This is a genomic window from Paraburkholderia sp. BL25I1N1 (assembly GCF_003002025.1).
Classification (GTDB): domain Bacteria; phylum Pseudomonadota; class Gammaproteobacteria; order Burkholderiales; family Burkholderiaceae; genus Paraburkholderia.
Window position 1 is genome coordinate 1 of record NZ_PVZB01000054.1, and the last position, 16,999, is coordinate 16,999.

At 60.8% G+C, this 16,999-nt stretch carries 17 protein-coding genes; 7 read left to right on the forward strand and 10 right to left on the reverse strand.

Annotation, left to right across the window (positions count from 1 at the left end):
* Positions 1-207, forward strand: a 207-nt coding sequence (locus B0G73_RS41010; RefSeq protein ID WP_219907343.1) for a hypothetical protein, incomplete at its 5' end; no start/stop codon positions are given.
* A 253-nt stretch (positions 208-460) separates the two neighbouring features.
* Here the strand turns inward: B0G73_RS41010 and B0G73_RS39310 are convergent.
* The 8 genes from B0G73_RS39310 to phnS all read right to left on the reverse strand — a co-directional run bounded on the left by B0G73_RS39310 (position 461) and on the right by phnS (position 8,716).
* Positions 461-1,021, reverse strand: coding sequence for a phosphonate degradation HD-domain oxygenase (locus B0G73_RS39310; protein WP_106286406.1), 561 nt, complete (start codon positions 1,019-1,021; stop codon positions 461-463).
* 4 nt (positions 1,022-1,025) lie between these two features.
* On the reverse strand, positions 1,026-2,477 hold the full coding sequence (phnY, locus tag B0G73_RS39315) for a phosphonoacetaldehyde dehydrogenase (protein ID WP_106286407.1): 1,452 nt from the start codon (positions 2,475-2,477) through the stop codon (positions 1,026-1,028).
* Complete coding sequence (phnA, locus tag B0G73_RS39320; RefSeq protein WP_106286408.1) at positions 2,474-3,745, reverse strand: phosphonoacetate hydrolase; 1,272 nt, start codon at positions 3,743-3,745, stop codon at positions 2,474-2,476. Before phnA ends, phnY begins: the two co-directional genes overlap by 4 nt.
* A 56-nt stretch (positions 3,746-3,801) precedes the next feature.
* Complete coding sequence (locus B0G73_RS39325; RefSeq protein ID WP_106286420.1) at positions 3,802-4,536, reverse strand: phosphonate utilization associated transcriptional regulator; 735 nt, start codon at positions 4,534-4,536, stop codon at positions 3,802-3,804.
* A gap of 82 nt (positions 4,537-4,618) precedes the next feature.
* Positions 4,619-5,482: a 2-aminoethylphosphonate ABC transport system, membrane component PhnV gene (gene phnV / locus B0G73_RS39330; RefSeq protein WP_106286409.1), complete on the reverse strand. Its 864-nt coding sequence runs from the start codon at positions 5,480-5,482 to the stop codon at positions 4,619-4,621.
* Complete coding sequence (locus B0G73_RS39335) at positions 5,472-6,425, reverse strand: 2-aminoethylphosphonate ABC transporter permease subunit (protein ID WP_106286410.1); 954 nt, start codon at positions 6,423-6,425, stop codon at positions 5,472-5,474. The genes phnV and B0G73_RS39335 overlap by 11 nt, the downstream gene beginning before the upstream one ends.
* Positions 6,403-7,503, reverse strand: coding sequence for a 2-aminoethylphosphonate ABC transport system ATP-binding subunit PhnT (phnT, locus tag B0G73_RS39340; RefSeq protein WP_106286421.1), 1,101 nt, complete (start codon positions 7,501-7,503; stop codon positions 6,403-6,405). The genes B0G73_RS39335 and phnT overlap by 23 nt, the downstream gene beginning before the upstream one ends.
* Before the next feature lie 124 nt (positions 7,504-7,627).
* Positions 7,628-8,716, reverse strand: a complete 1,089-nt coding sequence (phnS, locus tag B0G73_RS39345; protein WP_106286411.1) for a 2-aminoethylphosphonate ABC transporter substrate-binding protein — start codon at positions 8,714-8,716, stop codon at positions 7,628-7,630.
* A 287-nt stretch (positions 8,717-9,003) separates the two neighbouring features.
* Here phnS and B0G73_RS39350 point away from each other — a divergent pair, with 287 nt between their 5' ends.
* A complete protein-coding gene (locus B0G73_RS39350) occupies positions 9,004-9,465 on the forward strand; it encodes a hypothetical protein (protein WP_146144289.1) in 462 nt (153 codons plus the stop codon).
* Positions 9,466-9,472: 7 nt separating this feature from the next.
* Here B0G73_RS39350 and B0G73_RS39355 read toward each other — a convergent pair whose 3' ends face one another.
* On the reverse strand, positions 9,473-10,228 hold the full coding sequence (locus B0G73_RS39355; protein WP_106286413.1) for a DeoR/GlpR family DNA-binding transcription regulator: 756 nt from the start codon (positions 10,226-10,228) through the stop codon (positions 9,473-9,475).
* A gap of 824 nt (positions 10,229-11,052) precedes the next feature.
* Here B0G73_RS39355 and glnH point away from each other — a divergent pair.
* The 3 genes from glnH to glnQ all read left to right on the forward strand — a co-directional run bounded on the left by glnH (position 11,053) and on the right by glnQ (position 13,251).
* Complete coding sequence (gene glnH / locus B0G73_RS39360; RefSeq protein ID WP_106286414.1) at positions 11,053-11,805, forward strand: glutamine ABC transporter substrate-binding protein GlnH; 753 nt, start codon at positions 11,053-11,055, stop codon at positions 11,803-11,805.
* A 64-nt stretch (positions 11,806-11,869) separates the two neighbouring features.
* Complete coding sequence (gene glnP, locus B0G73_RS39365; RefSeq protein ID WP_106286415.1) at positions 11,870-12,526, forward strand: glutamine ABC transporter permease GlnP; 657 nt, start codon at positions 11,870-11,872, stop codon at positions 12,524-12,526.
* Positions 12,523-13,251, forward strand: a complete 729-nt coding sequence (gene glnQ / locus B0G73_RS39370; protein ID WP_181196776.1) for a glutamine ABC transporter ATP-binding protein GlnQ — start codon at positions 12,523-12,525, stop codon at positions 13,249-13,251. The genes glnP and glnQ overlap by 4 nt, the downstream gene beginning before the upstream one ends.
* Before the next feature lie 245 nt (positions 13,252-13,496).
* Here the strand turns inward: glnQ and B0G73_RS39375 are convergent, their stop codons facing one another.
* Entirely contained in the window at positions 13,497-14,072 is a 576-nt protein-coding gene (locus B0G73_RS39375; protein WP_106286417.1) for an SRPBCC domain-containing protein, read from the reverse strand.
* A 303-nt stretch (positions 14,073-14,375) separates the two neighbouring features.
* Between B0G73_RS39375 and B0G73_RS39380 the strand changes: the two genes are divergently transcribed.
* Positions 14,376-16,163, forward strand: a complete 1,788-nt coding sequence (locus tag B0G73_RS39380) for a serine hydrolase (RefSeq protein WP_106286418.1) — start codon at positions 14,376-14,378, stop codon at positions 16,161-16,163.
* Positions 16,164-16,268: 105 nt separating this feature from the next.
* A complete protein-coding gene (locus tag B0G73_RS39385; protein WP_106286419.1) occupies positions 16,269-16,841 on the forward strand; it encodes a GNAT family N-acetyltransferase in 573 nt (190 codons plus the stop codon).
* The last annotated feature ends 158 nt before the right edge of the window (positions 16,842-16,999 follow it).

Here is a 16,999-nt window from a genome sequence, read left to right on the forward strand (position 1 = left end):
AAGGGCCCGCCGGCGCGTCGCGCATCAAGCGCCCACACTTATCGGCTGTTAATTTTTAAAGATCGATTACGCATTCACCACCGAACCCGCACCGCAGGTCGTCAACATCACAACCACCCGGCACCGCTTCGTTCTGCGTCGCTGCATCAGCAGCAGAGAAACGAGATTATGAAGAACTTCCGCTACGCCGTCAACAGGTTTTTCTAACTTCCTGAACCTGCCCGCCTCGCTGAAAGCCTTGCCACTGCTGGCTCTCCCGCCTCCCGTGCCCCGTTGTCCGAAGCACGAAAGAGCGAGATTCTAGCGAGCCAGACTCCGCCTTGCAAGCGTTATTTTGATAGGCATGGATTGCGCCAGAAACGGCGCAAGGACGACGACAAAACCGGACAGCAAACAAGGGCAAAAAGGACCGAAAACAATACCGAAAATCCGTGTTCCCCTAGCTGCCCCGAACGCATAATCAAACAGCCGCGTGCATCAGCATCACTCGTTCGACCACACCTAAGTAGTGGTCAAGATCCGGCGTCGCGCGATTCTCTTCTTTGGCAAGATCGTCCCATCTGCGCAGACGCAACGCGTCTTCCGCGTAAGGCTTTTGCAGGAACTCGTCAGCCTCCTTCTTGCTGAAGATGCCACCCTGCAACTCCAGGCTCCGCACCGAATCAGCGGAAAGCTGGCCGAAATACGTGTCGTCGATGGCGCACAGGCAGCGCTTGGCGTCGACGTGCAAACGGATCGGCTCCAACACCGCGTTCGACAAAACCGGCCGCAAAAACGGCAGCGCAAAATACTGATGCAGATCGTCAATGCCCCGCTGCGTCGGCGTCTCGCCCTGCAGATTGAGCAGGTGGCCAAGGTCGTGCAGGAATGCCGCGGCAACCAGTTCCTCGTCAGCGCCAGCCTCTTCGGCCAATAAACCACTCTGCAACGCATGTTCGAGTTGCGTCACCGGCTCGCCGCTATAAGCCAGCTTGCCGTACTGCTCGAACAGGGAACGAATATCCTTCACACTCAATGCCACGCTCTCACTCCCACGGTAATGAAAAGGTCTTCAGATTGGTGAAGCTCTTCATGGCTTCCTGAACGCCTTCCTTATAGCCAAGCCCGGAGTCCTTGATGCCTCCGAACGGCGTCAACTCGATCCGGTAGCCGGGCACTTCCCACACGTTGACCGTTCCCACGCGCAATTCGTTGATGAAGCGCGTGATCGCATCCTGCCGGTTCGTGCACACGCCCGACGACAACCCGAACGCCGTGCCATTGCTGATGCGAATCGCGTCGTCGATTGTGTCGAAGGTGATGATCGGCGACACCGGCCCGAAGGTTTCCTCGCGCACCAGGGTCATGGACGGATCGATGCCGTCCAGCACCGTCGGCGCATACAACGCGCCCTTGCGCTGATTGCCGATCCGCAGACGCGCCCCGCTCGCCACCGCCTCATTCACACGCGCCTCGAACAGCTGCGCAGCGGCGACGTCGATCACCGTGCCCATCTGGTTCGATGTATCGAACGGATCGCCAAAAGACCAGGCACGCGTCTTCTCGACGACCAGATCGGTGAAATCCGCGGCCACGCTTTTCTGCACCAGCATCCGCTTGACCGCGGTACAACGCTGCCCGGAATTCTTATACGAGCCCTGCACGGCAAGCGTCGCCGCACGTTCGAGATCGGCGTCGTCGAGCACGATCAGCGGATCGTTACCGCCCAGTTCCAGCACGACGCGCCGGTACGCCGCCTTGCCCGCAATATATTTGCCGATCGCCACGCCGCCCGTGAACGTGACGAGTTCCGCCAACGGATGCGTGATCAGTTCATCGGCGATTTCGCGCGGGTCACCGGTCAGCACCTGCAGCATCGGCGCGGGCAGACCGGCTTCGTACAGGACATCGGCGAGATACAGCGCCGACAGCGGCACCTTTTCCGATGGCTTCAGCACGACCCGATTGTTCGTCGCAATGGCCGGCGCGATCTTATGCGCGACCTGGTTCATCGGATGGTTGAACGGCGTAATCGCGACAATGACGCCCGCCAGCGGCTCGCGCTGCGAAAACACGCGGCGCTTCTTGCCGTGCGGCGTGAGATCGCAGGAGAAGCTCTGCCCGTCGTCGCGCAATGCCTCGATCGACGCGAACTTCAACACATCGGCGACACGGCCGATCTCATACCGAGAGTCCTGCTTCGACAAACCGGACTCGAGCGAAATCAGATCCGAAGCCTCTTCGGTCCGCTCTCGCATGAGCGAAGCCGCGCGCTCCAGAATCTGCGAGCGCTCGTAACGCGCGAGCTGGGCCGAATAGGCCGCCGCGTACTCGAACGCGGCGCGCACGTCATCGACGCTCGCCAGCGGGACCGTGCCCACGCGCGTTCCCGTATAAGGATCGAACACGTCGAGCGTGCGCGAGCGCGTCACGCGCTCGCCTTTGAGCCGCAGCGCTTCCGCCCGAAAAGCCGGATGGTCCCGCAGCACGGCGTTCATGATGACGACACGCGATTCAAGGCGATGTCGAAGATATCGAAGTTGCGCAGCCTCTTGCCGCCATCGCCGCCGCTGGACGGCAACGCTTCGACACGCCGGTTGAACAGCAGCGGCACTTCCTGCTCGGAAATCCCGCCATGCGAGCGCAACGGCACGGTCAATCCGGACAGATCGTGCTCAGCGCGCCGCGTGCCCAGCACGACATGCTTCGTGCTGACCACGACGATATCGCCGACGCGGTCGTTCGGCAGCTCGAAGCGCTCGCATGCCGCCACGTTGTCGAGCACGGTATCGATCCCTTGCAAGCCGCCGATCCGCTCGATCACCTGCGCGACGCTGACATCGCGCGGTAGATAGACGGTCGCGAAAGAACCGAGCGCGCCGTGATGCACCACATACGGATCCGTGATCGGCAGAATCACACGCGCGCGGCCGACGCCGAGCCAGTCGTCGAGTACGTCCTGCAGATAGATCACGTTCGGCTCGCCGGTCTGCGGATCGTGCTTCGCGTTCATGCCGTGATCGGCGGTCAGGCCGATCACCCAGCCGAGCGCGTCGAGCTTCGCGAGGTAGCCATCCATCATCGCGTAGAAGGCGTTCGCGCCCTCGGTGCCCGGCGCCCATTTGTGCTGGATGTAGTCGGTGGTCGACAGATACATCAGGTCGAGCTTGCGCGTTTGCGCGAGCCGCACGCCGGCGGCAAACACGAATTCGGACAGCCCGGCGCTATACACATCGGGCACCGGCATGCCGGCCATATCGAGCACTTCGCCGATACCGTTTTCCTCGAGCGTCACCTTGTCGGCTTTCTCCGCCGAGAAACAGATGCCCTTCAACTGCCAGCCGAGCAGGCGGCGCAACTTGTCTTTCGCGGTGACCACGGCGACCGCGGCGCCGGCTTCGGCGGCAGCGGCGAGCAAGGTGCCCGCGCGCAGATAGGCGGGGTCGTTCATCATCACTTCCGCGCCCTCGCCGCCGTTCGCGTCCGGGTCCCAGAAGTAGTTGCCGCAGATGCCGTGCACCGAAGGCGGCACGCCGCACACGATCGACAGATTGTTCGGGTTGGTGAACGACGGGATCACGCAGTCGCCCTTGAAGGCGCCGCCGCCCTTGAGCATCTTGCCGATGAACGGCGCGACACCCGCCGCGACCGCGGCTTCGAGATAATCGAATTCGCAGCCGTCGACGCACACCACCACCGTCGGTTGCGAGGGCAGCCGGTAGCTGCGGCCGTTGACTTCGATCGTGCGTTCGCTTGTATTCGCCATCGTTCCCTTCCATGCGTGCCGGGCACACGCGTCGTAGTCAGTTCGTTGCAGCCATCTCAATCGTTCGACGCCGCCGGCGTCCGCGCCACGTTCAACGGCCCCGCCGTTTCGCACGCCGCGTGGGCGCGCCGCAAGCCGCCGTTCACGTGCGCGTGCATCAGCGCCGCGGCCTGCTCGGCGTCGCGCGAAGCGAGCGCCGTCAAGATCGCGCGATGCTCGGCAAGCGAGCGCTCCATCGCGTCGGCATGCACCACCAGCGCGGCACGTCGAAACAGACTCAATTCGCACACCAGGCGCCGGTACGTTTCATACAGCTTCGAATTACCCGACGCCGCCACCAACGCATCGTGAAACGCCACATTCGCGCGCGCATAGGCATCGTGATCCCCGGCGTCGAGCGCCGCGCGCATCGCGTCGAGCCAGTCGCGCAACACGGCGAGCGTGCGGGCATCGATACTCGCCGCCAGCATCCGGCACGCCGCCTCTTCGAGCACCGCGCGCACCGCGTAAATCTCATCCGCTTCCGCCAGCGACACCGTCCGTACGAACACACCGCGGTTCTTCTCGGTACGCACGAGCCCGGCCTGCTCCAGCGCGCGAAACGCCTCGCGCACCGGACCGCGCGACACCTGCAGGCGCGTCGCCCAGTCGGCTTCGTTGAGCTTGTCGCCGGGCGCGAGCGCCCCCTCGATGATGTGCCGTTCGATCTCGTCGCGAACCAACGTCGTGAGCGAATGCCTGCGCACAACCTCAATCGGATCGACAGAAGCAGTTTGCATATATTCGGTCATTTTGACAAATTTTGCCACATTGATATCTGTATGGGCTTGCGCGCGGTCATGGCGCGCAAACACAACGTTCAGGGTTCGGGCGTCAGTCGACCCGACGGCGTGGGACACGCGCCGCGATCAGCAACAGTGCAGCGAGCGAGACCAGCAGAAGAATCAGCGACAGCGCGGAAGCCGGCAGGTAATAGCCGCGCTCGACCTGCCCCACGACGACGATCGGCACCGTCGCGAATCCCGGCGGATACACGGTGAGCGTGGCGCCGAGTTCGCCGAGCGAGAGCGCGAAGCCCAGCGCGAGACTCGCGCGGATCGCCGGCACCAGTTGCGGCAGCACGACGCGGCGCAAGACCATCGACGGCGGCGCACCGAGGCTTGCGGCGGCTTCGCGCAGAATCGTCAGTTCCGGGCGCAATGCGGCGGCGGCGCAGCGGTAGCAGAACGGCAGCACCAGCGCCAGCTGCACGAACACGACGATCGCCGCGGAACTCGACAGATCGAACGGCCGCTTGTGATACGCGATCAGCACCGCGAGCCCGAGCACCACGCTCGGCACGCCGTTGGGCATCATCGCGATGGTGTCGACGATCGCGCCGAGGCCGCGGCGGTCGCGCCCTTCGAGCGCCAGCGCGAGCCACAGGCCGAGAATCGTGCCGAGCACCGCGACGCCCATGCCGATTTCGAGGCTGGTGGTGAGCGCGTCGAAATCGCTCGAACCGAGGCGCTCGAACCAGCGCATGCTGAAGCCGTCGGGCAGGATCGTGCCGGACCAGTGCGCGGCCACGCTCGACAGTGCGACGACCAGCACCGGCAACACGAATAGCCAGAAGCACAGCAACCCCGCCAGGCCGAGCAACACGCCGCCGAGCATACGCACCGCCAGACTGCGGCGCACCGGCCGCGCTTTCTTGTGCATGACCGGCAAAACGGTCGGGTCGAGTTCAACGGCCATGGCCCGCTCCCCTCACCTTGCGACGGTTGACCTGGCGGTACAACGCGTACAGCGACAAAGACATGATCAGCATCACGACCGCGCCGGCGGCGGCGGTCGGCAGATCGAGATCGACGGTGGCGGAACTGTAGATCGCCACCGGCAGCGTGATCAGGTGCGCGCTGCCGAGCACGAGCAGAATGCCGAACTCGTTGAGCGTGAGCAGGAAGCAAAGAATCGTACCGGCCGCGATGCCCGGCCACGCGAGCGGCAGAATCACCTTGAACGCGACCATCCAGCCGCTCGCACCGAGACTTCGCGCGGCTTCGATCAGCCGCATGTCGAGCGTGGCGAACGAAGCGAGCGTGGGACGCACGACGAACGGCGCGTAGAACACCACTTCCGCGAGAATCACGCCGCCCACGCCGAACAGGAAGTCGAGCGGCGGCGCCTGCAGATGAAAGAGCTGCTGCAAGCCGATGCTCACGGAGCCTTGCGAGCCGTACAGAAAGATCAGCGTGAAGGCGACCAGAAACGACGGGAACGCGACGAACAGTTCGAGAAAGCGCGTGATCATCCGCGCGCCGGGAAACGGTTTGAAGAACAGGAGCGACGCCAGCGCAACGCCGAGCAGTGACGCGAGTCCGGCGCTGGCGAACAGAATCCACAGCGTCGTGCCGATCACGCCGCTCGTTTCCGGATTGCCGAAGAACGCCGAGTAAGCGTGCAGGCTCAGGCCGTGAGGGCCGGTCAGGCTCAGCAGCACCAGGCGCACGAGCGGATAAACGACCAGCGGCCCAAGCACCACCACCAGGATGAACAACAGATGCCATTGCGCGGCGCGTTCGCGACGCTTTACCGCGGCCGTATGCGAGGCAGCGCTGGCGCTGCGGTGCGCGGCGGCGGCATCGGCTGTGGCCGAGCCGAGCGGATTGGGCGTATCAGGGGTTGATAAGGACGACATCGTCAGCCTCGTAACGCAGGGAAATGCGCGCGCCCTTCTCCGGCATCATGCCGTGGCCGCGCGGCATGGTGACGAGCACCGGCTCGTTGGGCATCGCGTCCAGTGCGACGGAGACCGACAACACCGCGCCATACCATTCGACCGACGTGATCGCGCCGTGCAACTGCCCTTCGCCGAGCGGCACGATCCGTAACGCCTCCGGACGCAGACAGGCCACGCGATCGCGCTCGTTATAGCGTGCGTCGCCCAAACTGAAGGCGACCTGCGGCGGCAGCAGATTGGCCGCGCCCAGATAACGCGCGACGAAGCCATCAGCCGGCGTGTCGTACAACTGCTGCGGCGTGCCGAGCTGGGCGATGCGGCCTTCGCGCATCAACAGCGTGCGGTCGGACAACACCAGCGCGTCGTCCTGATCGTGCGTCACGCAGACGATCGTCAGATTCGGCAGGCGCTCATGCAGCGCCTTGAGTTCGGAACGCACCGAGGCGCGCAGATTGGCGTCGAGTGCGGAAAGCGGTTCGTCGAGCAGCAGCACATCGGGTTCGATCACGAGTGCGCGCGCGAGCGCCACGCGCTGCTGCATGCCGCCCGACAATTGCGCGGGCATCACATGGCCGGCGTCGCCGAGTTGCACGAGCTTGAGCGCGTCGGCGACGCGGCGCGCGACATCTTTGGACGGCGTGCGGCGCGCGCGCAACCCGAAGGCCACGTTCTCGAACACCGACAAATGAGGAAACAGCGCATAGCTCTGAAACAGCAGACCGAGATTGCGCTTGTGCGGCGGCACGTGCGTGAGATCGTGGCCGGCCACGGTCAGCGTGCCGGCCAGGCCGTCCGCTTCGATAAACCCGGCGATGAAGCGCAACAACGTCGTCTTGCCGCAACCGCTGCGGCCGAGCACGGTAAGCAACTCGCCGCGCTGGATGGTCAGCGACAGATCGTCGAGCACCGTGCGCGAACCGAAGCGCACCGTCAGATGATCGATCTGCACGCCGCCCGGCGTAGTCGAACGCGCGGCATCGAGCGTGTCCGGTGCGGCGCCGAGCGCGCCTGGCTGAGCAAGACTGGCGGTATTCACCGGGTTCATCCTCCAACTGGATTAATGCTGACGCAGCGCCTCGGGATTCCGCAGGCGCCGCCTGATTCCGCGACGTCGCCCGGTTACGTGACCGGGTGACGTCGATAACGCGACGAACGATGGCTTACTTCGGTTTGACCACTTCGATCTGCTTGCCCGACGAACCGATCACATCGTTCTTCCAGCGCGCCGTCCAGTCGGCCTTCTTCGCCATCACATGATTCCAGTCCACCGGAATCAGCTTCACGCCCGCGATCGCCTGCTTGACCGCTTCGCCGTTCTTGCCGGTGAGCGGCACGTCGGTGCGCGCCGGAATGCCGAAGATGTCCGGCACCTTCGCCTGCACTTCCGTCGACATCAGGTAGTCGATCAGCTTCTTGCCTTCCGCCTGGTTCGGACCGTTCTTGATCAGGCCGATGGCGTACGGCAGTTGGAACGTGGTCGGCTGGCCGCCTTCGTGCGCGAGGAAAATCGGCTTGAGCGACAGGCCGCCGTTGGCCGCGTCGTCCAGATCCATTTGCAGGTCGCCGTTGGCAACCGCGATCTCGTTACGCGAGAGCAGCACGTCGAGGTAACCCGTGCCCTTGGTGTGGAACTTGGCGCTATTTTCGAGCTTCTTCAGATAGTCGAACGCCTTGTCTTCGCCCATCAACGACGAGGTGAGGATGATCACCGCCATGCCGTCGCCCGCCGTGGCCGGGTTCGAGTAGGCGACCTTGCCGCTGAAGTCGGGGTGCAGCAGGTCGGCGAAGGTCTTCGGCTGCGTCTTGGTGACTTCCGGGTTGATCGCGAACGAGAAGTAGTTGTTCACGAAAGTCGCCCACGCGCCGTTCGGCGCCTTGGCGATCGCCGGCACGTTCTTGTAGTTGGCGCTCTGATAAGCCTGCAGCAGGCCGCTCTGGTCGGCTTGCTGAATGAACGGCGGCAGCGTGACGAGCACGTCGGCCTTCGGCTGATCTTTTTCGATGGTGGCGCGGTTCACCACTTCGCCGCTACCCGCCGTGACGATGTTGACCTTCACGCCTTCCTTCTTTTCGAAGGCCGGCAGCACATCCTTGTAGAGATTCTCGAGGCCGTCGGCGGTGTACAGCACCACGGCGTCGGCCGCGTGCGCCTGCATGGCCGTGGCGCCGAATGCTGCCGCGGCGACCAGCGCCGGCAGCAGTTTGCGAGCGAGGCCGGCCGTGGCGTGAAGGGAATTTGTCTTTGTCATGTCGTTTTCTCCGAAAGGCAAAAAACCAGACGGTCGGGAGATCCCGATACCTGTTGTGATTGAACGGCGGTAGCGCCCCGCCGCTTGCGTGTTGCCCGCATGAAGCTGTCGTGCGGATTCATGCGGATTGCAGATTGCCAACAACTTTGCTGTCCTCTTGTCGCCTCTTTCCAGCCTGACTCACAGCCCCGCTACGACACTCGCGCCGCCGGCCTTGCCTGAATGGGCACGGCAAGGATCACAGGTTTCCATGACAGCGCCATGACGATTTTGCCGATTTCCAAAAAATGACACAATTCGCCAATAATATCCAAATCAATTCTGCAGTCGCCGTGCTGGGCGGCGCTCGTTCAGACAACGTCGAAAGCTTGCGCAATGGTTGGAACCGAGCCGGTCCGCCCACGCCTGACACCCTGTGTGCCGATTCAACGCGATCCTACATGGCGAAAATGACGATGTATGCGCAACGCTTCGCGGCAGCGCAAGTTAGTGGCGAAGGTCGCTTTTGCCACGAACTTTGCGCAGCCGACACGCTGCGCCTGTCGGCTGGTTCCGATCGACGGCGCGTATTGTGCCCGGTCAATCGGAATATTGCAGCGGATGGGGATAGTGGAAACGCGGCGCGTGTGTGTTGCATCGGCGCGGTTAAGGTGAACGACGGCACAGTGCGAGCCGGGGATCGGCTGCATCTTGAAGGCGGCCCGGCGGCATTCGACGCGGGGACGCCCGCCGCCGGCGGCAGTCAGTGAGCGCCGCTCAGGCGATCAGGATTTCCGGACCGTGCGCCGTGATGGCCTTGCCGAGCGTGCGTTCGGGAGCCAGTTCGGTCACCAGATAACGCGCCGACTCGATACCGTTGATACGCACCGGCGTCACGCGGCCGAACTTCGAATGATCAGCGACGACCACCACCATGTCCGCCGCGGCGATCATGCGGCTGCGCACCTCGGCGGCCATGCGGCTGTAGTCGGTCAGATAGCCGTCCGGCGAAATCCCGCCCGCGCCGATGAAGGCAAAGTCCGCGTGATACTGCGTCAGTTGATGGACGGTATCGAGCCCGAACGTGGCGTCTTCGATGTCGGACAATTCACCGCCCAGCAGCGTGATGCGATTGTCGTTGCGGCGGCCGAGCAGCAGCGCGATCCGCCAGTCGTTCGTGTACACGGACAAACGATGCCGGTCGAGCAGCGCCCGCGCCACCGCCTGCGTGGTGCTGCCCGAATCGATGATCAGGGACGCGCCGTCCGGCACGAACTCCGCCGCGCGCTCGCCGATGGCGCGCTTCGCGCCGGCATTCGCGGCTTCGCGTGTATCGAGGTCGGGCTCACGCCGGTCGCTCGACAGTGCTCCACCATGAGTCGTGACGAGCAGGCCGCGCCCGGCCAGCGCGTTCAGGTCACGGCGAATGGTCTCGCGCGACACGTTCAGTTCGCGCACCAGCTCCGCGACCGAGAGCGCGCCGGTTTTGGCGACTTGCGCCAGGATGTATTGGTGACGTTGTTCTGCGAGCATCGACGGCGTTTTCCTTCATCATCCCGCGAGGGGCTTGTCACGCGGGGCGTTTCTTGATCAAACGCCCTTCAGATAAGGGCTTTTTGCATCTGCAAACTGCACTGCATGCGGCATCTACGGTTATCTGCAAGTTGCCGACCTCCAGATGTTCGCGCAACTTCTTAGCTCACTCGCCGACAATCTACGCCGACCGTGCGAGTTGACGCCAAGGCCTCGAACTACTAAAGCCGGACACCCACATAGGCTTCGAGGCGTTCCCTTGCGTTCGTCTGGAAGCGACCGCATCGCGGCACAGTTGGAGCTGCCGATTCCAATCTCCGGTCGACGGCAGGATTAGTCGAGTGGCAACTCATTCGCGCGCCCCGCGACGCTGGCGAAGACCCCGTTCTCATACGCAAGGAATTGAGCCCGCCAGTGATCGCTTCGACGCCGGAATCATACACGGTGCGAAAATTGTGTGAGGATTTCCTCGCGGGCCACATTGAGCTTCCGTAGCGCGCTGGCAAGCCGGTAATCGTGGCAAATGCCCGATCTCAAACCTATGCGTGTTACCAACGCATCAGCGAGCCCCAAAACCGCCGACTACCTTACGCCCGTGATGCCCGTGATGCCCCGCATTACCGCACAACGAAACGAGCGTTCTCACCTCATGGTTTGCACCGGCAAAAATTTCTGTTGCCAAACTTTTTGTTGTCGTATTATCCGTTTTGACAACACTTGTTGATTTCCGGGCCGGTTGTGCATTGCATGTTGCGACGCCACCCGCTGTCCGTCAGCCCTCCCTTGACTTTGTCAGGGACATTGCCCACCACCGCGGAGAAATTATGGGACGTCGCTCCTTCCTCATGTCTATGGTTGCTGTCGCCATGCTCGGCACAACCGTCGCCCACGCTGACACCAAAGAACTCGTTGTCGGCACCGACACCTCCTTCATGCCCTTCGAATTCAAGCAGGGCGACAAGTATGTCGGCTTCGACCTCGATTTGTGGGCGGAAATCGCGAAAGATCAGGGTTGGAAATACAAGATTCAACCGATGGATTTCAGCGGACTCATCCCGGCCCTGCAGACGCAGAACATCGATGTCGCGCTTTCGGGCATGACGATCAAGGAAGAACGCAAGAAGGCGATTGATTTCTCCGATCCGTACTACGACAGCGGGCTCGCCGCGATGGTGCAAACCGGCAACACCAGCATCAAATCCATCGACGACCTGAACGGGAAAGTCATTGCGGCCAAAACGGGCACCGCCACCATCGACTGGATCAAGGCGCATCTGAAGCCCAAGGAAATCCAGCAGTTCCCGAACATCGACCAGGCCTATCTCGCGCTGGAAGCAGGCCGGGTGGATGCCGCCATGCACGACACGCCGAATGTGCTCTATTTCGTCAGCACCGCCGGCAAAGGCAAGGTGCAGGTCGCCGGCACGCCGGTCAGCGGCGACAAATACGGCATCGGTTTTCCGAAGGGAAGTCCGCTGGTCGCCAAGGTCAACGCAGAGTTGGCCAAGATGAAAGCCGACGGCCGCTACGCGACGCTGTACAAGAAGTGGTTCGGTTCGGAGCCGCCCAAGTCGTAATCGTCATCAGCAGGACGCGCAGCGAGCCCCGCTGCGCGACAGACGACTCAACCAGGAGCGGTGTGTGGAATTTGATTGGTCAGTTATCTGGACTGCGCTTCCAGACTTGATGGCCGGCGTGAAATTGACGGTGTTCATTGCGTTCGTGGGACTGATCGGCGGATTCGTCGTCGGCGTCATAGCCGGCATGTTCCGCGCATACGGCCCACTCGCGCTGAACGTGGCCGCGCAGGTCTACATTGAACTCATTCGCGGCACGCCGATTGTGGTTCAGGTGATGTTTCTTTACTTCGCGCTGCCACTGCTTGCGCACATCAAGGTCGACGGGCTCACCGCCGCCGTCGTCGCGATCACAGTGAACTCGGGCGCCTATCTTGCCGAGGTCGTACGCGGTGCGTTGCTGTCCATTCCGAAGGGCTTGATGGAAGCCGGCCTCGCAATGGGATTGTCGATGCCGCGCGTGCTGCTGAAAATTATCGGACCGCTCGCATTCCGCCGGCTGATTCCGCCGCTGGGCAATCAGTGCATCGTGAGTCTGAAAGATACGTCACTCTTCATCGTCATTGGGGTGGGAGAACTGACACGCCAAGGCCAGGAGATCATTGCCGGGAATTTCCGCGCGGTTGAAATCTGGTCTGCCGTCGCAGTGATCTATCTGGTTCTCACCGGCGTGATGACACTGTCGTTGCGTCTCGTTGAACGAAGGATGCGCATACTATGAGCATGGTCGAATTCCAAAGTGTCTCAAAGAGCTTCGGCCACGTGCCCGTGCTTAAGAACATCGATCTTCGTATCGAGAACGGCGAGGTGGTGGTGATTGTCGGGCCCTCGGGCTCGGGCAAATCCACCCTTCTCCGTTGCATCAACGCGCTCGAAAAAATTAGCGGCGGTGAGTTGCTTGTCGATGGTGTGAGCGTCAAAGGTAACGCGTCCGACATACGCAGCATTCGCCTCGAAGCCGGCATGGTGTTTCAGCAGTTCAATCTGTTTCCGCAGATGACAGCGCTCGAGAATGTCATGTTCGGTCCCATCGAGGTACGCGGCGCAACGCGCACCGAAGCGCGTGATCAGGCGATGGCGTTGCTCGACAAAGTCGGTCTCGAATCACGGGCCAATCACTATCCGTCGGAGTTGTCCGGCGGACAACAGCAGCGTGTGGCCATCGCCCGTGCGTTGGCCATCAAACCCAAGCTGATGCTGTTCGATGAGCCGACGTCCGCCCTCGATCCCGAGCTGCGTCACGAAGTGCTGAAGGTCATGCAGGACCTAGCGACGGAAGGCATGACGATGATCGTCGTCACGCATGAGATCGGCTTCGCGAAACGGGTGGGGACACGTCTGCTGTTTATGGACAACGGAGGAATTGCGGAAGACGGCCAGCCGGCAGAGTTGATCGATAACCCGCCTACGCAGCGACTGAAGGACTTTTTAAGGCATGTGTCGTAGTTGAGTCGTACATCGGGTGCGGGTTTTGACTCGTCCTTTATTTCCGCCCCGGCATATCGTGGGAGACATGGCTTCCGCGCCGGGAGCGGGCGATTTTTTTGAAGGCACGTCCGCATACTTTTTCGCACTGTGTCCGGCCGGTGCGACTATGTGCGCCCGGTTATTTCCTGCTCGCAGCGAATGTGAGACACGGTAGCGCGAAGACGCAAATATCTTCGTAGGGGTTGCCCCAGTGCTCCAACCGACTATTTCCGCGGTTGACCAGACGCTAGCTCGGCTCGCTTTTTCAATGCGTCATTCATCGCATGCATGCTAATAACCGTGTCCCTCAGCACGCTCTGAGTCAGGGTGCCAGCAAGAATGCCAGTGAATGTTTCAGCCTGGATAAAGCGCGTTTTGCTGCCGACAGGTTCGAGAATGAAGCGGTGCTCGCCGTCAAAAAGACCGGGAAACCAAACGTACCCTTTCCAACGTAGTTCTCGAACAGCCTGCACCGCCAATATCTTGGGATGAAACACCATTGCGTCTGGCCCCGTCCCCTCCACAAACTCGATGACGTTGCCTTCACGAAGCTGCCCTCGTAATTGTGAAATCTCCGGATTCCACAATGGGTAGTCGTCGGTCGCCGTGAGGAGCGTCCACACCGTCTGAGGTGGACTGTCAATCAAAGTCTCTGTTTCAATCGAACCGTTGTGGTGCAGCGCCAATATTGTCAGAAACGCCAGGAAAACTGCCCCTGCAAAACCGCATATAACGCGCTTGGCTAAATTCAAGATGGATTCCTTGCGGTCGAAGAAGTCGCATATTAGCCGCTCTGGCATGCTCACCCACTGATCCTTGCGCAGGCGTTTGCCGATAGCGACCCGTATGCAGGCGGCATGAATCGGCTCTGAACCGCCTTTCGAATTGCATATAGCGGCCTTTCAATCTTCATCGAGAACTTTATGCACGGCCTTGGTCGCGAAGCGGCAATCACCCTGAATCGTCATTCAGGCCACTTTGTGAGCCATTCCGTTGCTACTTTATTTTTCTCGCTAGAATCACCGGCTGCAACCGCTCCGTCACGCTATTCCCGATACATCCAGCTTTTCTAACAATCCATTTTTGATTAGAAGGAAGACTCTATGTCAGGCGATTCGAGCAAACTGGATTTGGGCGATTTCGAGAGGTATATGGAAACTCTCGTGCGTGACTGGCACGTGCCGGGAGTCGGTGTAAGTATTGTCAGGGATAGCGAGGTCGTGATGACGCAGGGGTACGGCTATCGCGACGTTGCGAACGCGCTGCCATTTACTTCCTCGACACTGTTTCCAATTGCGTCGAATACGAAGCTCTTTACCGCTGTCGCCGCAGGTTTGCTGGTTGAACGCGGCCTGCTGAGTTTCGATGAACCCATTCGCAATGCAGTACCTAGTCTACGGTTTTATGATCAATCACTTGATGCGGCAGTCACATTACGCGACATGCTCGGGCACAAAACCGGTGTGCCGCGTTATGACATGATCTGGTACGAATCGGATTACTCGACGAAAGATCTGTTTGATCGCATCAGGTTCATGAAGCCGATTGCTCCGCTGCGCTCGCGGCTCATCTACAACAACATGATGTACAAAGCGGTCGGCCATATCATCGAGTTGATAAGCGGTAAGCCATGGCAACAATTCGTGAGCGACGAGATTCTGGTGCCCCTTGGTATGCACCGAACCTTGTTCACGTATGGCGACGCAAAAGCCGACGACCAGGGAGACTACGCGTTACCTTTCTCTGAACGACGCGACAGCAATGAATTTTGGCAACCACCTGCGCCGAAACATGACGAGTGCGGTCCGGCGGGCAGCATCGTCGCCAGCCTGGAGGACATCGCGCGCTGGTCGATCATGCTGATGAACAACGGACTGATCGACGGCAAGCAAGTCATACCTGAGAGCGTTCTAAAAGCGACACTCGCTCCCGGCTTGCCGTGGCCAACCGAAATGAGCGACGTGTACGGCTTTAAAACCGAGCTTAACGGCATCTATGGCATGGGACGCATGACGGCCGCGTTTCGGGGTCATCTGTTGACGAGTCATGGCGGCACGCTGCGTGCGTTTCATTCGCAGGTGTCATATCTGCCGGAAGAGAAGATCGGTGTTTCTGTATTCGTGATAGGCGACCATTGTGCCCCGCTAAGCAACGCCATCGGCTTCGATATCTATAGTCGCGCGCTTGGCCTCAAAGAGACCGACTGGACGGCGCGGCTGCTCGACTTTCGCCGGAAGGCAAAGGCGACAATGCGCGACGCGCGAGAACGGGCCGTGCCACGTGCGGTTCCGAACACACAGCCGTCGCACGGCTTAGCCGATTACGCCGGTTCATACGAGCATCCGGCGTATGGAACGTTGGATATCACAACCGACGGCACGCAACTCCAGTTCGCGTTCCGTCAGGTCAAGCTGCCCCTTAACCATTTCCATTACGACCGCTTCGACACGGCTAATGACGAGACAAATGGCGCGTGGTCGATTTCGTTTCTCACGAGCATGCTCGGCGATGTAGATCGCGCGGCGATACGGCTTGATGAGGCGGAAGCGGTGTTCGTTCGCCGGCCAACGCGACCCGATGCGGATGTCCTTGCAAGACTTGTCGGCACGTACGAAACGCCTCTTGGCAGGAAGGTCGGTGTCAAGCTGAGTCGGGACGGCGATATTTCGCTGTTCCATCCGGGCGAACCGGCCGATATCCTAAAGCCATTCAAAGGCCTGCAATTTCGCAGCAGCGATTTCCCGAGCATCACGTTTGAATTCGTTCTCGAAGAGGACGGTCGTGCGAAAGCACTTCGCCACTGGAATGCGCATGTCGAGCTGGAGTGGCCGCGCATCGACGACTCCATCCCCGCTGATGCCCTCGAAGACGGCGGGCTGGTCAAGAGTTAGCCTGGCGTTCCCGGCAGACGGCTGTAGGTACGGCTAACTGCCCGGACACGTCGCCTGCTCACATGCTTCAATAGAACTATCCTTTCGCGATGCAACGCCTTCGTCATGACAACCTTTGAACCGGTCACATTGTCTACCACTCGTCTCATTCTGCGGCCGCTGCGCCACGACGACGCGCAAGGGCTGTTTGCGATCTGGTCAGATCCTGAGGCAATGCGCTATTTTCCGTTTCGAGCGATGACATCGCTAGACCAGGCAACGGATCGCGTCTCACGCAAATTGAAGACGTCAGCCGACGGCCAGGATTTTATCTGCGTAGTTGAATTGCGGGCGACTCGCGAAGTGCTCGGCGACTGCGCTCTCTTTAATGCGAACGAGCAATGCCGGCGCGCGGAGATAGGCTTTAGTCTTAAACGCAAGCATTGGGGAAACGGATTTATGCGAGAGGCGGCTTCGGCGCTAATCGAGCATGGTTTCGGCACGCTGAATTTACACCGGATTGAAGCGGATATCGACCCACGGAATTTAGCCTCGGCGCGTCTTCTCGAGCGGCTCGGGTTTATCCGTGAAGGATTGTTGCGTGATCGTTGGATAGTTGGCGACGAGGTGTCAGATAGCGCGTTGTATGGCCTGCTTGAACGTGATCGTGTGGCCAATACAGACACTAACTGGCGCTAGACCGATGACCTTGCCGCTGTCCCTTGAGAAGCTGAACTCTCAACGACGGCGCAAATCCACTTCGGAGCCTGTCAGATTTTCTGTGTGCCGAGGTCATGAGACGATAACGGAAATAACGTCCTATGACCGAAGCAACCGTGACAAAGAAGAACAGGAAC

Coding starts and splice junctions, on each gene's coding strand:
- phnY (WP_106286407.1), bottom strand. CDS start 2,477: ATGAACGCCGTGCTGCGGGACCATCCGGCTTTTCGGGCGGAAGCGCTG.
- phnA (WP_106286408.1), bottom strand. CDS start 3,745: ATGGCGAATACAAGCGAACGCACGATCGAAGTCAACGGCCGCAGCTAC.
- B0G73_RS39325 (WP_106286420.1), bottom strand. CDS start 4,536: ATGACCGAATATATGCAAACTGCTTCTGTCGATCCGATTGAGGTTGTG.
- phnV (WP_106286409.1), bottom strand. CDS start 5,482: ATGGCCGTTGAACTCGACCCGACCGTTTTGCCGGTCATGCACAAGAAA.
- B0G73_RS39335 (WP_106286410.1), bottom strand. CDS start 6,425: ATGTCGTCCTTATCAACCCCTGATACGCCCAATCCGCTCGGCTCGGCC.
- phnS (WP_106286411.1), bottom strand. CDS start 8,716: ATGACAAAGACAAATTCCCTTCACGCCACGGCCGGCCTCGCTCGCAAA.
- B0G73_RS39350 (WP_146144289.1), top strand. CDS start 9,004: ATGACACAATTCGCCAATAATATCCAAATCAATTCTGCAGTCGCCGTG.
- B0G73_RS39355 (WP_106286413.1), bottom strand. CDS start 10,228: ATGCTCGCAGAACAACGTCACCAATACATCCTGGCGCAAGTCGCCAAA.
- glnH (WP_106286414.1), top strand. CDS start 11,053: ATGGGACGTCGCTCCTTCCTCATGTCTATGGTTGCTGTCGCCATGCTC.
- glnQ (WP_181196776.1), top strand. CDS start 12,523: ATGAGCATGGTCGAATTCCAAAGTGTCTCAAAGAGCTTCGGCCACGTG.
- B0G73_RS39375 (WP_106286417.1), bottom strand. CDS start 14,072: ATGCCAGAGCGGCTAATATGCGACTTCTTCGACCGCAAGGAATCCATC.
- B0G73_RS39380 (WP_106286418.1), top strand. CDS start 14,376: ATGTCAGGCGATTCGAGCAAACTGGATTTGGGCGATTTCGAGAGGTAT.
- B0G73_RS39385 (WP_106286419.1), top strand. CDS start 16,269: ATGACAACCTTTGAACCGGTCACATTGTCTACCACTCGTCTCATTCTG.